Here is a 15508-nt window from a genome sequence, read left to right on the forward strand (position 1 = left end):
GCTCAGCTCGGCCCATGCCTGCGCCGGGGTCAACGCGACGGTCTCGCTCATGAAGTGGGCTCCAGCTCGTGTCGGGTCGGGGGATCGGCGCCGGGTCGCGACACCGTGATCGCGGCGATCCGGGCTGCCCACCGCATGGCCGTGCGTAGGTCGTCCTCGGAGATCGCATGCAGCTTCTCGCGCCGGCTGGCGCCGAGCAGTTTCGCGGTCCAGAGCGCATCGATCAACCCGCTCATGTACGAGTCGCCGGCGCCCACGGTGTCCACGACCGTGACGGCCGGTGCAGGTACGTGGACCTCGAGGCCGCTGCTGGTGAATGCGGTGGACCCCTGGTCGGCCTGGGTCACGACCACGACCGCTGGCCCCTGCTGCGCCCACTCACGGGCAGCATCGAGCGGGTCGAGGTGCGAGTACAGCCACCGGAAGTCTTCGTCGGAGACCTTGATGACGTCGGAGCGGGAGGCCACGCGCTCGATCAGGCTCTCGGCGTCCACCGGCTCGCCCATGATCGAGGGGCGCGCGTTGACGTCGTAGGAGATCGTCGCGTGGTCGCGGGCAGCCAGCGCGATCTCCGCGACCGCATCGGCACCGGGTCGCAGAGTCGCGCCGATCGACCCGACGTGCAGCACCGCGAGGTCGTCATCCAGGTGCACCTCGGGCACGTTCCAGAGCAGGTCGAAGGTGTAGGTGGCCGCGCCATCGGCATCGAGCTGGGCCTCGGCGGTGGAGGTGCGCTCGGCATCGTCGGACCCGGGCACGAGGTGCACGTCGGAGGCACGCAGGTGGTCGTGGACGGCCCGGCCGCGCTCGTCGCGACCGAACCAGGTGGCGAGCTGGGCGTGCCGGCCGAGGCGTGCGAGCCCGAGCGCCACGTTCGCGGGCGAGCCGCCCGGGTGCTCGGTGACCTCTCCGGCGGCGTCACGGACGATATCGACGAGTGCTTCGCCGATCACGAGTGCGTGGCTCACGCGGGCTCCTCCTCCTGGTCGGTCTCCTCGACGGCGACCGTCGCGTCACGGGCGCCGGCGAGCCGTTCACGTGCATCGTCGATGACACTCTGGCACCGGTCGGCGAGCGCCTCGCCTCGTTCCCACAGCGCGAGCGAGTCCTCGAGGCTGGCGGCGCCGGACTCCAGCCGTGCCACCACGTCCATCAGCTCGTCGCGCGCCTGTTCGTAGGTCAGCGCCGCGGGGTCGGGTGCGTGGGTCACGACTCGAATCCAACCACTGCATCCGCACCTTCGTCACCCGCGCCGGACTGCGAGACCGTCACGCCGATCCGGCCTTGTGCGAGCAGGCCGGTCAACCGATCGCCGACGGCGGCCTGTCCCGGTGAGCGCACCACCTCGCCTTCCGCCGTGCGTAGCACCGCGTACCCCCGGTCCAGGGTGGCCTGAGGGGACAGGGTGCGCAACGCCGTCCGGAGTGTCTCGACTCCCGCCGTTGCCGAGGCGACCTGTTCGGTGAGCGCGCGGCGGCTGCGCTCGCGGGCGCCGCTGAGCGCGTGGACGTGGACCTCGAGGATGCGTGTCGGGTCCACGAGGACCGGCCGGGAACGCAGCGCTCGGATCCGGTGCTGCTCGGTGTCGATCCGGTGTCGCAGCACGGCGCGCAACCGCTGCCGCGCCGTGCTCAGCCCCGCACGCTCGTGCGCGACGTCGGGGACGACCCGCTTGGCGGCGTCGGTGGGGGTGGAGGCCCGGTAGTCGGCCACGAGATCGAGCAGCGGGGCGTCGGTCTCGTGCCCGATCGCGGACACGATCGGGGTGGTCGCCGCGGCTGCGGCACGGATCATCGCCTCGTTCGAGAACGGCAGCAGGTCCTCCACGGCTCCGCCGCCGCGGGTGACCACGATGACGTCGACCTCGGGGTGGGCATCCAGGTCGCGGATCGCCTGCACCACCTGGCCCACGCAGTTCGGGCCCTGCACCGCCACCTCGCGGATCTCGAACGCGACCTGCGGCCATCGGTCGCGGGCGTTGACCAGCACGTCGTCGCGAGCCTTGGCCTTCGGCGCGCAGATCAGACCTACCCGGGTGGGCAGGAACGGCAGCGGCTGCTTGCGCTCGCCGTCGAAGAGCCCTTCTGCGGCGAGCACGCGCTTGAGCTGCTCGATCCGTGCCAGCAGGTCACCGATCCCCACGGCACGGATCGTGCGCGCCGCGAGCTGCAGCGTGCCGCGCTTGACCCAGTACTCCGGCTTGGCCTGCACCACCACGTGCGCGCCCTCGCCCACCTCGGGCAGGCCGGCGAGCGCACGCTTCGGGATCGTCACCGACAGCGACATGTCGACATCGGTGTCGCGCAGCTTCAGCCACGCGGTCTTGCTCGAGTTGTGGGCGTTGAGGTCCACGATCTGGCCCTCGACCCACACGCTCGGCATCCGGGCGACGTAATCGGCGATCTTGCTCGAGAGCAGTCGCACCGGCCACGGGTTCTCCGCCGTGGTCTCCAGCGCTTTCGTGGGCAGCGGTGCGGGCTCGGTCACCATCCAAGAGTGCCCCATCCCACCGACACCGCTGCACGAGGGGCGTGCCTGGGCATCGCGCAGCAGGCCCGCATTGGATCGGAGCGTCCCGAGGTGAGGGAGCGCACAGGGACATCCGCGGCAGACATGGGAGAATCGAGGCGTGAGCGAGACTGCGACTACCGGGAGCAAGAGGATCCTGCTGGCGGCCCCGCGGGGGTATTGCGCCGGCGTGGACCGCGCCGTCGAGGCCGTGGAGAAGGCGCTCGCGCACTACGGGGCACCGGTCTACGTGCGCAAGGAGATCGTCCACAACAAGTACGTGGTCGAGACGCTCACCGAGCGCGGCGCGATCTTCGTGCAGGAGACCGACGAGGTGCCCGAGGGCGCCCGTGTGATCTTCTCGGCGCACGGCGTCTCGCCCGCGGTGCACGCCCAGGCCGCCGAGCGCAACCTCGACACGATCGACGCCACCTGCCCCTTGGTCACCAAGGTGCACAAGGAAGCGGTGCGGTTCGCCAACGACGACTTCGACATCCTGCTCATCGGCCACGAGGGCCACGAGGAGGTCGAGGGCACGGCCGGTGAGGCACCCGAGCACATCACGCTGGTCAACGGCCCCGAGGCCGTGGACGGTATCGAGGTCCGCGACCCGGAGAAGGTCGTCTGGCTCTCGCAGACCACGCTCTCGGTCGACGAGACGATGGAGACCGTGCGGCGGCTGCGCGAGAAGTTCCCGCACCTCGCCGACCCGCCCAGCGACGACATCTGCTACGCCACCCAGAACCGCCAGGTCGCGGTCAAGAAGATCGCACCACAGGCCGACGTGGTGATCGTGGTCGGCTCGGCGAACTCCTCCAACTCGGTGCGGCTCGTGGAGGTCGCCCTCGAGTCGGGCGCCGGTGCCTCCTACCGCGTGGACCAGGCCTCCGAGCTCGAGGAGGCATGGTTCGACGGCGCATCGACCGTTGGTCTGACCTCCGGCGCCTCGGTGCCCGAGATCCTCGTGCGTGATGTCATCACCCAGCTGGGCGAGTGGGGTTTCGGGGACGTCGAGGAGGTCCGCACCGCGACCGAGGACCTGATGTTCTCGCTGCCGCGTGAGCTGCGTGCCGACCTCAAGAAGGCGGGGCAGTCGACCAAGCGGCCCCGCCAGCTCGACCTGCGACCGGTCTAGGGAGCCTGAGGTGACCCGCGTGCCCGAGGCGGTTGCGCCGTCGGGAACTGTGCCGCGGTGAGCGGGCACCGGGCGTGAGATCGCCGCGGCGCCCGACCACCCGCTACGCCGGCACCACCAGCCGGTAGCCGATCCCGCGCACCGAGGCGATCTCCAGCCCCGTACCCGGGTCGAGCCGCTTGCGCAGGCGCTTGACTGCGGACGTGACCACATCGGGCGCACCGAGGTACGCCGTGTGCCAGACCCGTCGGGTGAGCTCGGCGAACGACCAGACCCGCTCGATCTCCGAGGCGAGCGCCGCAAGGAGATCGAACTCGCGCGGCGACAGGTGCAGCAGCCGCCCGGCGATCGAGACCTCACGGACCGCGGGATCAACCAGCAGCGGCCCACGCTGGATCACGCCCCCGGGCGCGGAGCCGGCCACCGCGCCAGGCGGTGCGGCCGGGTCGCGATCGGGTCCGAGGAGTGCTCGCGCACCCTCGGTATCAGCTGCGGCGACCACGACCGCCTGGTCCTTGACCAGGCGTGCGACCTCACCGCAGGCCTCGAGCGAGAGTCCGACGCAGAGCACATAGCCCTGGTCGGTTTCCGCAACATCGATGGACATGTAGACCTCCACCCCCCCGGGGAGTCATGGAGGTGATCCTTCTGCTCTGGCGACGGTCCGTCAAGCACCCGTTGTCTGGGAGCTGCCCCGATGCCGACCCTGAACTGTCCGTGAGGTGCCCGTGACCTGGCCTGGAACGGTCCTTGTCGGTGAGTGGCCCGGAGCGAAACCGTGTGAGGTGTCCCTCACCTGGGACGCGGACTGGTGCCCGGCCGACCGGCCGGACCCATCGATCAGGAGGCACTGTGCGCACACCCTCAGCCAGACGTCTGGCCATAGCGGGATGCGCGACCGCCGGGATGCTTGCGACGTTCGTCGCAGGGGCGATCCCGGCGCTCGCGGAACCCGATCCTGTGGTCCCAGCCGCGGCAGACGACAAGTTCACCGACGAGGCCATGACCACGCTGTCCGAGGAGGACAGCGCGGACTTCTGGGTCCGGTTCGCCGACCGGGCGGACCTGAGCAGCGCCGCGGCGATCCCGGACTGGGACGACCGCGGCGCCGCTGTCTACGAGGCGCTGACGTCCACGGCGGCCGCGTCGCAGGCCGACACGATCGCCGAGCTCGACGCGGCCGGCGCGAGCTACACCCCACGGTGGGTGACCAACGCGATCCTCGTCCACGACGGCACGCTGGAGCTGGCACAGTCCCTGGCCGCAAGCAGCGAGGTCCTGGAGATCCGCGAAACCACCACGTACCCGGGTGAGGAGCCTGTGGAGGAGGTCCGTGGCACCACCAGCCTGGACGCGATCGAGTTGGGCGTGCAGGCGATCAATGCCGACGACGTCTGGAACGAGATCGGGGTCACCGGTGAGGGCATCGTCGTGGCCAACATCGACTCGGGGGTCGACGGTGACCACCCGGCGCTGATCGAGCACTACCGCGGCTACAACGCCGACGGCACCTTCACCAACGACTACAACTGGTTCGACGTGGCCGGTGCCTGTGGTGACGTGCCGTGCGACACCGACAGCCACGGGTCGCACACGATGGGCACGATTGCCGGCGGTGACGGTGGCGACAACCAGATCGGGGTCGCACCCGGTGCCGAGTGGATCGCCGCCAACGGCTGCTCCACCTGCGCCGACGCCGACCTCATCGCCTCGGGCGTGTGGATCGTGGCCCCCACCGACAGCGAGGGCAGCAACCCGGACCCGAGCAAGCGCCCGCACATCGTCAACAACTCCTGGGGCTCGACGATCCCCACGAACGACCCGTTCATGGAGGACGTCATCGAGGCCTGGGAGGCCGCGGGCATCTTCGGCACCTGGTCCAACGGCAACAGCGGGCCCTCGTGCGAGAGCAGCGGTTCGCCCGGCAGCCGCACCATCACCTACTCGGTGGGTGCGTATGACGTGAACGGCAACATCGCCTCGTTCTCGGCTCGCGGTCCTGGTCAGGACGGCACGGTCAAGCCGAACATCGCCGCCCCGGGCGTCAACGTGCGCTCGGCGCTCGACGACGGCACCTACGGCAGCAAGTCGGGTACGTCGATGGCTGCGCCGCACCTCGCGGGTGCGATCGCGCTGCTGTGGAGTGCTGCCCCCTCGCTGGTCGGTGACATCGCCGGCACGCAGGAGCTGCTGAACGAGACCGCCGTGGACGTGGACGACACCACCTGTGGTGGCACCGCAGAGAACAACAACGTCTGGGGCGAGGGCACGCTCGACGCGCTCGCGCTCGTGCAGGCCGCGCCGATCGGTGACGCAGGCACGCTCGAGGGCACGGTCGCCGACGAAGCCGGCGAGGCCATCGCCGGCGCCTCGGTGCAGGTCGAGGGGCCGACCGAGCGCACCGTCACCACCGACGAGGAGGGCACGTTCTCGCTCGGCGTCGTCGCCGGCGAGTACACGGTGACCGCCTCGGCGTTCGGGTTCGAGCCAGCCACCGCGGAGGCCACGGTCACCTCGGGCGAGACCAGCACGGTCGCGCTCACGCTGGCAGCGGCAACCTCGTTCACGGTCTCCGGCACGGTGACCGATGCGACCTCCGGTGACCCGGTGGCTGGTGCGACGGTGAGCCTCGGCTCCCCGATCGAGTCGGTCACCACGGACGAGGAGGGTGCCTACGCCTTCCCCGAGGTCCCGGCCGGTACCTACATGCTGTCGGTCACGGCAGGCGCGTGCGCGGCACCGTTCACACAGGAGCTCACCGTGGATGGCGACGAGACAGTCGACGCCGAGCTCGAAGCCGTGGTCGACGACTTCGGCTACTACTGCACGGTCGGCAGCGGCGACTACCTCCAGGGCGAGGACGCGGTCGACCTCACGGGCGACGAGGCGACCGCCACGCTCGACCTCCCGTTCGCGTTCAGCCTGTACGGCGAGAGCTACGACCAGGTTCACCTGTCCACCAACGGGCACCTGAACTTCCTCGCGCCGGCGACCGCGTTCTCGAACGTGTCGATCCCTGCGGCAGGAGTGCCGAACGCGGCGCTGTACCCGTTCTGGGACGACCTGCAGGTCGACGCGGACGCGGGTGTCTACACGGCGCAGACCGAGGTCGACGGCGAGGACGCGTTCGTGGTCGAGTACCGCAACGTGAAGCCGTACGGTGCGGCCGCTGAGCAGCGGCTGAGCTTTTCGGCCACGCTGGTTGCCGACGGGCAGGTGATCTTCGGTTACGGGGATCTCACTCCCGAGGGCGACGAGCGTGCGGCCGGGAACTCGGCGACCGTGGGCATCGAGAACGCCGATGGCACGATCGCGCACCAGTACTCCTTCAACCAGGCGGTGCTGGAGCCGGGCTTGTCGATCGCGTACGCGCTGCCCCCGCATGGCTTCGTGGAGGGCGGCGTCACCGACGCCAACGACGGGCTGCCGGTCGCGGGTGCCACCGTCACGGCCACGCCTGCCGATGGCTCCGACCCCGTGGTCGCGACCACGGGTGACGACGGCAGCTACGAGCTGCTGCTGTTCTTCGGCTCGTACACGGTGGAGATCGCGGCGCCGGGGTACGTGGCGCAGGAGCGTGACGTGATCATCAACGTCGACGGCGAACGCAACACGTTCTCACCGGCCCTCGAGACGGGCATCGCGGACGTCGCTCCGCCGTCGTTCTCCTGGGTTCTGACCGAGGGCGAGAGCCGGACGGCGGATCTCACGATCGGCAACTCGGGTTCAGCTCCGTTGGACTACGAGATCGGTGAGCTGCCGCGGAGCGTGCAGACTCAGGCGCAAGCACCGGCATTGTCGCTGGGGGCGCAGTCCACCACGACGGTCCCGGCGGGCGCCACCACGCTCGACGAGGCAGAGACCGCCGTCGCGGAGGTCACGGAGGGTGCGGCCGAGGCCGACACCGAGGCGACCACCGCAGCCGGCCTCTACACGGCCGACCAGGAGGACGCGTTCCGCAGCCGCACGAACACCCCTGACGCACCCGGCGACGTGCTCGCCGAGTGGAACCCGGGACTGTCCGGGGTGGCCTGGGGCGTCGGATACACCGGCGACGTGTGGCTCTCCGACGCGGAGCTGGTGACCAACCACCAGTTCACGGCGGACGGCACCGAGCAGGCCTCGTACCCGGCGAACTGGGGCGGCACCTGGTCCGGTGACCTCGCGCAGGACACCAGCACCGGTGACCTGTGCCAGGTGAACGTGGGCGGTGACAACGGGATCGTCTGCTTCGACCCGGCCACGGGAGCGGAGACCGACCGGTTGACCGGTTCCCCCTGGAGCAGCGTCTCGCAGCGCGGTGTCGCCTACAACCCGACCGACGATGTGTTCTATGTCGGCGGCTGGAACGAGGGCATCATCTACACGGTGGCGGGCTTCTCGCACGGCACCCCGGGTGAGACTCTCGCCCAGTGCGAGCCGGACGAGCCGGGGATCGCGGGCATCGCCTACAACCCGACGTCCGGCACGATCTGGTTCGTGCCGAGCGTGGCGTCCACGATGATCTACCAGGTCTCGCCCGAGGACTGCTCGACGATCTCCACGGTCGGGTTCCCGAACACGGGTGAGTACCCGGGCGCCGGTCTGGAGATGGACGCCACCGGTGCCCTGTGGGCGACCGACCAGCTCACCGGTGGGGTGTACCTCATCGACGTCGGCGACCCGAACGTCACGGACGTGCCGTGGCTGACGGTCGAGCCCGCTGAGGGCACGGTGCAGCCGGGGGAGGCCGCTGACCTCGAGGTCACGGTGGACACCACCGGTCTGGAGCCCGGCACGTACGGGGCGAACATCCTCGTGCAGACCACGGCGGGCCGCGTGCCCACGGTCACCATCCCGGTGACGCTCGTGGTGTCGGCCTACCAGGTCGCCGTCAACGCCGGTGGTGCGGAGTACACCGATGCCGGTGAGCTCACCTGGTCTGCCGATCAGGCGCTCTCGGGCAACAACTGGGGTTGGGTCGGTCAGCGGTCGGAGGTCGAGACCACCGACGCGGCGATCGGCGGGACAGGCGAGGACGAGCTCTTCCAGTCACGTCGCACCGGCAACTTCTCCTACGTGTTCGAGGACGCACCTGCGGGCACGTACGAGATCGCCCTCGGGTTCGCCGAGTTCGAGGAGCTCTACCCCGAGCGTGACCGGTTGTTCGACGTGCTCGTGAACGGCGAGTACCAGCTGGTGGCGGTCGACGTCGCTGAGGACGTGGGCGGCCTGTACGCCGACCAGTACGTCCTGGTGGTCGAGCACGACGGCGGGGATCTGGAGGTGGAGTTCGGAAACCGCCGTGGCTATGAGTTCCCGATCGTCAACACGTTGAGTGTGACGGAACGGGGAGACCTCTCCGCCGTCTAGCGGTGGAGGTGGCGGCGGCCGGGTCCCGGACATGGGCCCGGCCGCTTGCTGTGCTCGGGCTTCGGCAGCCAGCATGGCCCCCGGTAGCCGCCCCGGCCCCGCGGCCCGGCCCGCTGGTGAGTGTGGTCCCACGTTGTGGGCGGGACGGTGAGTGTGGTCCCACCTGAGGCGTGCCGGTAGGACCACACTCACCGCCCCGGTCGGCGGGAGAGCCTGGCGTCGCTGCACACCGACAGCTGTGAGCAGCGCCTGGGACCTCTCAGGCGCGCTTGCGGCGCTCGGGCTTGGTCGCGAGGTCGGCCAGCTGCAGGAGGGCGAGGGCGTCGTCATCCTCACGATCGCCGTCGAGGGCGGCGCGGCGCTCGGCATCGGCGTCGTACGGGGTGGCGGCGAGAGCGCGGTGCTCGTCGCTCTCGTACAGGTCCGGCTTGGCGGCCGGCACAGCGAGCACCTCCAGCGGGGGCGGGGACTGGAACGCGGGCTCGAGACCCTGCAGCTCGCTGAACCGGCGCACCTGCGTGACGAGCTGGCTGTCGAGCGACCGGTTCAGCTTGTTGAACTGGTCCACGGTGCCGTTGAGGCGCTTGCCGAGATCGGCGAGGTGCTTGCCGAAGGTGGCGAGCCGCTTGTGCAGCTCCCGGCCCACCTCGAAGACCTGCTGCGCCTCGGCAGCCAGCTTCTCCTGCCGCCACGTGTAGCCGACGGTGCGCAGCAGTGCGACCAGCGTGGAGGGCGTCGCGATGACCACGTTCTGCTCGAACGCGCGCTCCCACAGCGTGGGGTCCTTCTCCAGCGCCGCCGCCAGGAACGTCTCAGCAGGCACGAACATCACCACGAACTCCGGCGTGGCGCTGAGCGCCTCCCAGTACGCCTTGGCACCCAGGGAGTCGATGTGGGTGCGCACGTGCCGGGCGTGCGCGTCGAGACGCTTGTTGCGCACGGTCTCGTCGGTGGCCTCCATCGCCTCGAGGTAGCCGCTGAAGGCCACCTTGGAGTCGACCACCACGTTCTTCTCGCCCGGCAGGTGCACCACCAGGTCGGGCCGCAGCAGACCCTCGTCGGTCTGAACGGTCTGCTGCTCGGTGAAGTCGACGTGCGAGAGCATGCCTGCGGCCTCGACCACCCGCCGCAGCTGCAGCTCACCCCACCGCCCGCGCACCTGCGGCGCGCGCAGCGCGGTCACGAGCTGCGACGTCTCGGTGCGCAATGCCTCGGAGGAGGTCTGCATCGCCTTCACCTGCTCCGCCAGCGCGCCGTGCGCCTGCGCGCGCGCCTGCTCGGCCGCAGTCATCTCGGTGCGCACGTCGCCGAGCGTCTTGGCCAGCGGCTCCACCAGCGACCGCACCGCCTCCTCGCGCTTGGCGAGCTCGGCCTGACTGACCTCCTCGGCGCGCTTGAGCCGCTGCTCCGCCTGCTGCAGGAACGCCTCGTTGTTGGCTGCCAGCGCCTTGGCCGAGAGCGCCGAAAACTCGTCCTTGAGGCGCTGCTGGTCCGCCTTGAGCTCCGCGAGCCGCAGCTGGGCGCTCTCGCGCTCCGCCTGCAGCTGCTCGGCCGCGCGTGCCTCGGCCTCGGCCACCCGCTCCGCACCGGTGCGCTCCGCGCTCGCGAGACGTTCGGCCGCGCCGCGTTCGATCTCGGCAGCCCGGTCGGCGCCGGTCCGCTCGGCGGCTGCCAGCCGTTCCGCGGCACCCCGCTCCAGGTCGGCGAAGCGCTGCTGCCACGCCGCGTCCTTGTCGGCCAGGCGCTGATCGGCGGCGGCCTGCACATCGGACAGGCGCTGAGCGACAGCCCGACGCTCGGCCTCGACGTCAGCATCGACACCGGATCGGCGGCCCACGAACCACCCGACGCCCCCGCCCACGACGAGACCGATCACGCAGAGGAGCAGCGGCAGAAGTTCCATGCCCTCGAGACTGTCACGCACCTCCGACATCGCGCCTCAGCCGCGCCGTTCCTCGCGTAATCGCGCCCGCCGGCGGCTCCCACCTCCGGCCAGCCCGTGGACACCCCTCCCGGCGCTCGCGGCACCCGCCTAGAGTGGGTCTCACCACGGGAGTCCGGTAGTGACCGGGCTGAGAGGAAGGTCCCGAACCTTCGACCGTCGAACCTGATCCGGATCATGCCGGCGCAGGGAGGACTCACGCACGGCGTCCCCATGGCGTCACGCGTCCCGTGACCGCACACCAGTGAGGCCACGATGAACACCACCCCCAGCACCCCCCCCGACCCGATCGCCGCCGCGGCGGCCCTCGGCGTCGGTGCCCGCATCACCCTGTCGGTGATGAGCGACGACTACGTGCGCGTCATCACCGACGCACTCACCGCCGTCGACTCCTCCGATCTCGAGGTGGACACCGACAAGGTGTCGACCTTCGTCCGCGGCAGCGAGGAACGGATCGCCACCTACGTGCGCGACCTGATCACCGCCGCCGCCCGCGCCGGCCACCACCTCGTGGCCACCCTGATGTTCTCGCGCGGCTGCCCAGGGGAGGTGTGCGGCGTGATGCCCAGCCTGCGCCCCGCCACTCCCGATCTCGCACCGACCGACCTGCACGTCCAGGCTCAGTGGTCGCTCTACCCGCTGCTGGACCCCGTCGACGGCGCAGACTCGCCGATCGCCGATCATCTCGCCCCGGTCTGGGCTGCCATCGAGCGCTCGCGAGAGCGCGGCACGTTCGTGCGCGGCGAGCACTTCGCGACCACGCTGGCAGGCGACCTGGCGGACGTGCTGACCACCGTCGTCGACACCTGGCTGGCCGTGGGCGAGGCGGTGCCGCACGTGGTCACGCACGTCACGATCTCCGCGAACAGCCCCGCCACCTCGGCGGGCCTGCGATGAGGGCGCGCTGGCAGACGCGTGACGTCATGCTCACGGTGGTCCTCGGTGTCACGTTCGGGTTCCTGTACTGGGTGCTGGTGCAGGCCTGGACTGCTCTTTCGGTGCTGGCCGGCCCGTTCGGCGACCTCACCCAGCACGTGCTGCTGGGCGGCTGGCTGCTCGTCGCCCCGCTCGCGGTCGCCATCACCCGCCGCCCGGGCTCGGGCGTGGTCGCAGAGGTGATGGCGAGCATCGTGGAGGTCGTGTTCCTCGGCTCCCCGGTGGGGCCGATGCTGTTGATCGCCGCGTTCCTGCAAGGGCTGGGCAGCGAGCTGCCGGTCGCGCTGACGCGCTACCGCCGCTTCGGCTGGGGCGTCTACGCGCTCTCAGGCGCGCTCGGGGCCTTCCTGGTGTTCTGGTTCTCCGCCGCCCGCGCGGGCTGGTTCGGCTCCGATCTGCTGATGGTGCGTTTCGGGTTGCAGATCGCTTCCGGCATCCTGCTCGGCGGGCTGCTCGCGAAGGTCATCGTGAGCGCGCTGCGCCGCACGGGCGTGCTCGACTCCTTCGCGATCGCCCGCGAGCCCGCGCCGGCGAACGCCTGATGACTGCCCTGCGCATCCGGGACCTCACGCTCCGCACCGCGCAGGGGCGCACGCTGCTGGCCGGGGTCGACCTCGATGTCGACCCCGGCGAGCACGTGCTCCTCGTGGGCCCGTCCGGCTCCGGCAAGTCCACGCTGCTGCGTGTGATCGCCGGTCTCGAGCCTGCGCCCGGCGTCACGGTGACCGGGTCCGTGCTGGTGGCCGGGCACGAGGTCGTCGGTCACGACCCGGAGCAGGATCGCCCGCCGCTCGATCTCGGCTGGCTGCCGCAGGACCCGGCCGCCGCGGTCTGCCTGCCCCACGTGTACGACGACGTCGCCTTCGGCTGCGAGAACCGCGCCTGGCCGGTGCCGCGGATCGACGCAGCGGTGCGCTCGGCGCTCGCCGCCGTGGGCGGCTGGCCGTGGCGTGACCGCGACACCGGCACGCTCTCCGCCGGCGAGGCGCAGCGGGTCGGCCTCGCGGCGGCCCTGGCTCCCGAGCCTGCGCTGCTGCTCCTCGACGAGCCCACGGCGTTCCTGGACCCCGGCGCGCTGCGCGACGTGCAGCGCATCGTCGGCGGGCTCCGCGAGCCCGCCGTGCTGCTCGTGGAGCATCGCCTCGACGAATGGGCCGACGCCGGTGACCTTCCTCCTCGCGTGATTGCCCTCGACGGCGGCCGTGTGGTCGCCGACGGTCCCGCCTCGCAGGTCTGGTCCCAGGTCGGGACCGACCTCGCCCGGTCGGGTTCCCACCTGCCCTGGTCGGTGGAGCAGCAGGCCGCGCCCGACGGCGGGGCTCACCGTCCGCCGTCGGGCTCGCCCGGGCGAGCAACGCCTGGGGTGAGCCTGCTGCGGGGGGTGGGTCTCGCCGTCGGGCATCACGAGCCTGTTCTCACCGACGTTGAACCGGACCTGCACGCGGGCGAGGTGGTGGCGGTGATCGGCGCGAACGGTTCGGGGAAGTCGACGCTGTTGCACACGCTCGCGGGCGTGCTGCGACCGCTGGCCGGGCAGATCGCGACGGCTGCGCGGCCCGCGCTGGTGTTCGGTGACGCCGAGCTGCAGTTCCTCGCCGACACCGTGGCGGACGAGCTGGCCCTCGACGGCGCGCCACCGAGCGTGGTCTCCGAAACGGTGAGCACGCTGCGGCTGGATCCCGACGCCGCTGTGCACCGGCTCTCCGGCGGCGAGCAGCGGCGGCTCTCGCTCGCCACCGTGCTGCAGGGCGACCGGGCCGTGGTGCTCGCCGACGAGCCGACCCACTCCCTCGACCGCGCCGGCGTGAGGTGGGCGGCGGCGGCGCTGCGGTCGGCGGCGGAGGCGGGGCGGGGAGTGCTGCTGACCAGTCATGACCTGCGGTTCGTGCTCGAGGTGGCCGACCGTGTCTATGTCGTGGTCGACGGACGGCTGCTCGGCGGGGGAACGGCCGCTGAGGTGCTGGCCGGTGGGCTGCCGGCGCGCGCGGGCCTGCCGCTGCCGTCGTCGGTGCGAGCGGCGCTGGAGGTCGCGGCGTGAGGGGCGCGGTGTTGTCGCCGCCGGTCGCCCGGACCGGGCTCGGTCGGCTGAACCCGCTGACCCCGACCGCCTTGCTGCTGGCCCTCGGGGTCACGGTCTCGTTCGTTCTCGACGGCGCAGCGCTGGTCGGTCTGCACCTCTGGTTGGTCGGGGTGCTGGCCGTGGGGTTGCGGGCCGGTGCGGGCGAGCTGGTGCGTGCGCACCTGGTCTTCGCGCCGTTCGCGGTGGGGGTGCTGATGACGAACGCGGTCAGCCGCCCGGGCTCGGTGGTGGCGGTGATCGGACCGCTGACGGCCACCGATGACGGCGTGCGGGTGGGCCTCGCGCTCGCGATCCGCGTGCTGGTGGTGGCGGTCCCGGCGATCCTGGTCGCGCGCCGCACCGACCCGACTCGTCTGGTCGTGGCGCTGATGCAGCACCTGCGGATGCGGCCGCGAGCTGGTTTCGCGGTGCTGACGGCGCATCGGATGCTCGCCGACATGCCGGGGCGCTGGCAGATGCTGCTCGCTGCCGGGCGCTCGCGGGCTCCGTTGGACCGCCGTGGCCGCGCACGGCTGGGGGCTCGTGGCTACGGGCGGGCGGCGCTGGGGCTGCTGGTCGGCGGCATCCGGCGCGGCAACAGGATCGCGGACGCGCTGGACGTGCGGGGTATCGGGGCCCCGGCGCGGACCGCCCGGCTGCGGGAGCCGTTCAGCCGCCGCGACGCGGTGGTCGGGGCCCTGGTGACCCTGGGAGCGGTGACCTGTGCGATCGGGGCGAGCGCCGCCGTCGGAGGTTGAGATCAGACCCTCGCGAGCGGGCTCGTGCGGCGAGTCAGGTACTGAGTCGAGGGGCAAGTACGCTTGTCGCCCGTGGCACTGACGATCGGAATCGCGGGACTGCCGAACGTCGGCAAGTCGACCCTCTTCAACGCGCTGACGCGCGCAACCGTGCTCGCGGCGAACTACCCGTTCGCCACGATCGAGCCGAACGTCGGGGTGGTGCCGCTGCCCGACCCGCGGCTTGCCGTGCTCGCGGGCGTGTTCGGCAGCGAGCGGATCGTGCCGGCCACGGTCAGCTTCGTCGACATCGCCGGCATCGTGCGCGGCGCGAGCGAGGGGGAGGGGCTGGGCAACCAGTTCCTCGCCAACATCCGCGAGGCCGACGCGATCTGCGTGGTCACGCGTGCGTTCGACGACCCCGACGTGGTGCACGTGGACGGCAAGGTCGACCCGGGCTCCGACATCGAGACGATCCTCACCGAGCTGCAGCTCGCCGACCTGCAGACGCTTGAGAAGGCGATCCCGCGGCTCGAGAAGGAGGTCCGCGGCAAGAAGACCGAGCCCGCGGTGCTCGCCGCAGCGCAGCAGGCGATCGAGCTGCTGCAGGCTGGCACGCCGCTGAGTGCGGCCGGCCTGGACGAGGACACGCGTGCTGCCCTGCGTGAGTTCGGGTTGATGACCACCAAGCCTTTCATCTACGTCTTCAACTCCGACGACGCGGTTCTCGCCGACGAGGCCCGTCAGGCTGAGTTGAAGGCACTGGTAGCACCGGCCGATGCCATCTTCCTCGACGCCAAGTTCGAGGCCGAGCTCGTGGAGCTGGAGCCCGAGGAAGC

General features: G+C 71.2%; 12 protein-coding genes and 1 riboswitch. Of the genes, 7 read left to right on the forward strand and 5 right to left on the reverse strand.

Annotated features, from left to right (window positions below; genetic code table 11):
• Positions 1-47 precede the first annotated feature (47 nt).
• From ACOJSN_RS08320 to xseA, 3 genes are read right to left on the reverse strand one after another with little or no spacing between them, the layout of a single operon-like run.
• Positions 48-968 carry a carbohydrate kinase family protein gene (locus ACOJSN_RS08320; RefSeq protein ID WP_420112032.1) on the reverse strand — a complete coding sequence of 307 codons (921 nt, stop codon included), beginning with the start codon at positions 966-968 and terminating at the stop codon, positions 48-50.
• Positions 965-1210: an exodeoxyribonuclease VII small subunit gene (locus ACOJSN_RS08325; RefSeq protein ID WP_420112033.1), complete on the reverse strand. Its 246-nt coding sequence runs from the start codon at positions 1208-1210 to the stop codon at positions 965-967. The genes ACOJSN_RS08320 and ACOJSN_RS08325 overlap by 4 nt, the downstream gene beginning before the upstream one ends.
• Complete coding sequence (gene xseA, locus ACOJSN_RS08330) at positions 1207-2490, reverse strand: exodeoxyribonuclease VII large subunit (RefSeq protein ID WP_420112043.1); 1284 nt, start codon at positions 2488-2490, stop codon at positions 1207-1209. Before xseA ends, ACOJSN_RS08325 begins: the two co-directional genes overlap by 4 nt.
• 139 nt (positions 2491-2629) lie before the next feature.
• Between xseA and ACOJSN_RS08335 the strand changes: the two genes are divergently transcribed.
• Positions 2630-3643, forward strand: coding sequence for a 4-hydroxy-3-methylbut-2-enyl diphosphate reductase (locus tag ACOJSN_RS08335; protein WP_420112034.1), 1014 nt, complete (start codon positions 2630-2632; stop codon positions 3641-3643).
• 103 nt (positions 3644-3746) lie between these two features.
• Here the strand turns inward: ACOJSN_RS08335 and ACOJSN_RS08340 are convergent, their stop codons facing one another.
• Complete coding sequence (locus tag ACOJSN_RS08340; protein ID WP_420112035.1) at positions 3747-4250, reverse strand: winged helix-turn-helix domain-containing protein; 504 nt, start codon at positions 4248-4250, stop codon at positions 3747-3749.
• A 245-nt stretch (positions 4251-4495) separates the two neighbouring features.
• Here ACOJSN_RS08340 and ACOJSN_RS08345 point away from each other — a divergent pair, with 245 nt between their 5' ends.
• Positions 4496-8995, forward strand: coding sequence for a carboxypeptidase regulatory-like domain-containing protein (locus ACOJSN_RS08345; RefSeq protein WP_420112036.1), 4500 nt, complete (start codon positions 4496-4498; stop codon positions 8993-8995).
• A gap of 259 nt (positions 8996-9254) precedes the next feature.
• On the opposite strand, the gene rmuC is transcribed toward ACOJSN_RS08345, so the two are convergent.
• The gene (rmuC, locus tag ACOJSN_RS08350) at positions 9255-10898 is read right to left on the reverse strand and encodes a DNA recombination protein RmuC (RefSeq protein ID WP_420112037.1); all 1644 of its coding nucleotides are present in this window, start codon (positions 10896-10898) and stop codon (positions 9255-9257) included.
• Between the two features lie 136 nt (positions 10899-11034).
• Positions 11035-11146: riboswitch (TPP riboswitch) on the forward strand.
• A 46-nt stretch (positions 11147-11192) separates the two neighbouring features.
• On the opposite strand from rmuC, the gene ACOJSN_RS08355 reads away from it, so the two are divergent.
• The 5 genes from ACOJSN_RS08355 to ACOJSN_RS08375 form a co-directional block, all read left to right on the forward strand.
• A complete protein-coding gene (locus ACOJSN_RS08355) occupies positions 11193-11834 on the forward strand; it encodes a YkoF family thiamine/hydroxymethylpyrimidine-binding protein (protein WP_420112038.1) in 642 nt (213 codons plus the stop codon).
• Positions 11835-11860: 26 nt separating this feature from the next.
• Positions 11861-12415 carry an ECF transporter S component gene (locus ACOJSN_RS08360; protein WP_420112039.1) on the forward strand — a complete coding sequence of 185 codons (555 nt, stop codon included), beginning with the start codon at positions 11861-11863 and terminating at the stop codon, positions 12413-12415.
• Entirely contained in the window at positions 12415-13911 is a 1497-nt protein-coding gene (locus ACOJSN_RS08365) for an ABC transporter ATP-binding protein (protein ID WP_420112040.1), read from the forward strand. The genes ACOJSN_RS08360 and ACOJSN_RS08365 overlap by 1 nt, the downstream gene beginning before the upstream one ends.
• Positions 13908-14690 carry an energy-coupling factor transporter transmembrane component T family protein gene (locus ACOJSN_RS08370; RefSeq protein WP_420112041.1) on the forward strand — a complete coding sequence of 261 codons (783 nt, stop codon included), beginning with the start codon at positions 13908-13910 and terminating at the stop codon, positions 14688-14690. The genes ACOJSN_RS08365 and ACOJSN_RS08370 overlap by 4 nt, the downstream gene beginning before the upstream one ends.
• A gap of 72 nt (positions 14691-14762) precedes the next feature.
• Positions 14763-15508, forward strand: a 746-nt coding sequence (locus ACOJSN_RS08375; RefSeq protein WP_420112042.1) for a GTPase, incomplete at its 3' end; no start/stop codon positions are given.

This window comes from Pseudactinotalea sp. (genome assembly GCF_048594945.1).
Classification (GTDB): Bacteria; Actinomycetota; Actinomycetes; order Actinomycetales; family Beutenbergiaceae; genus Pseudactinotalea.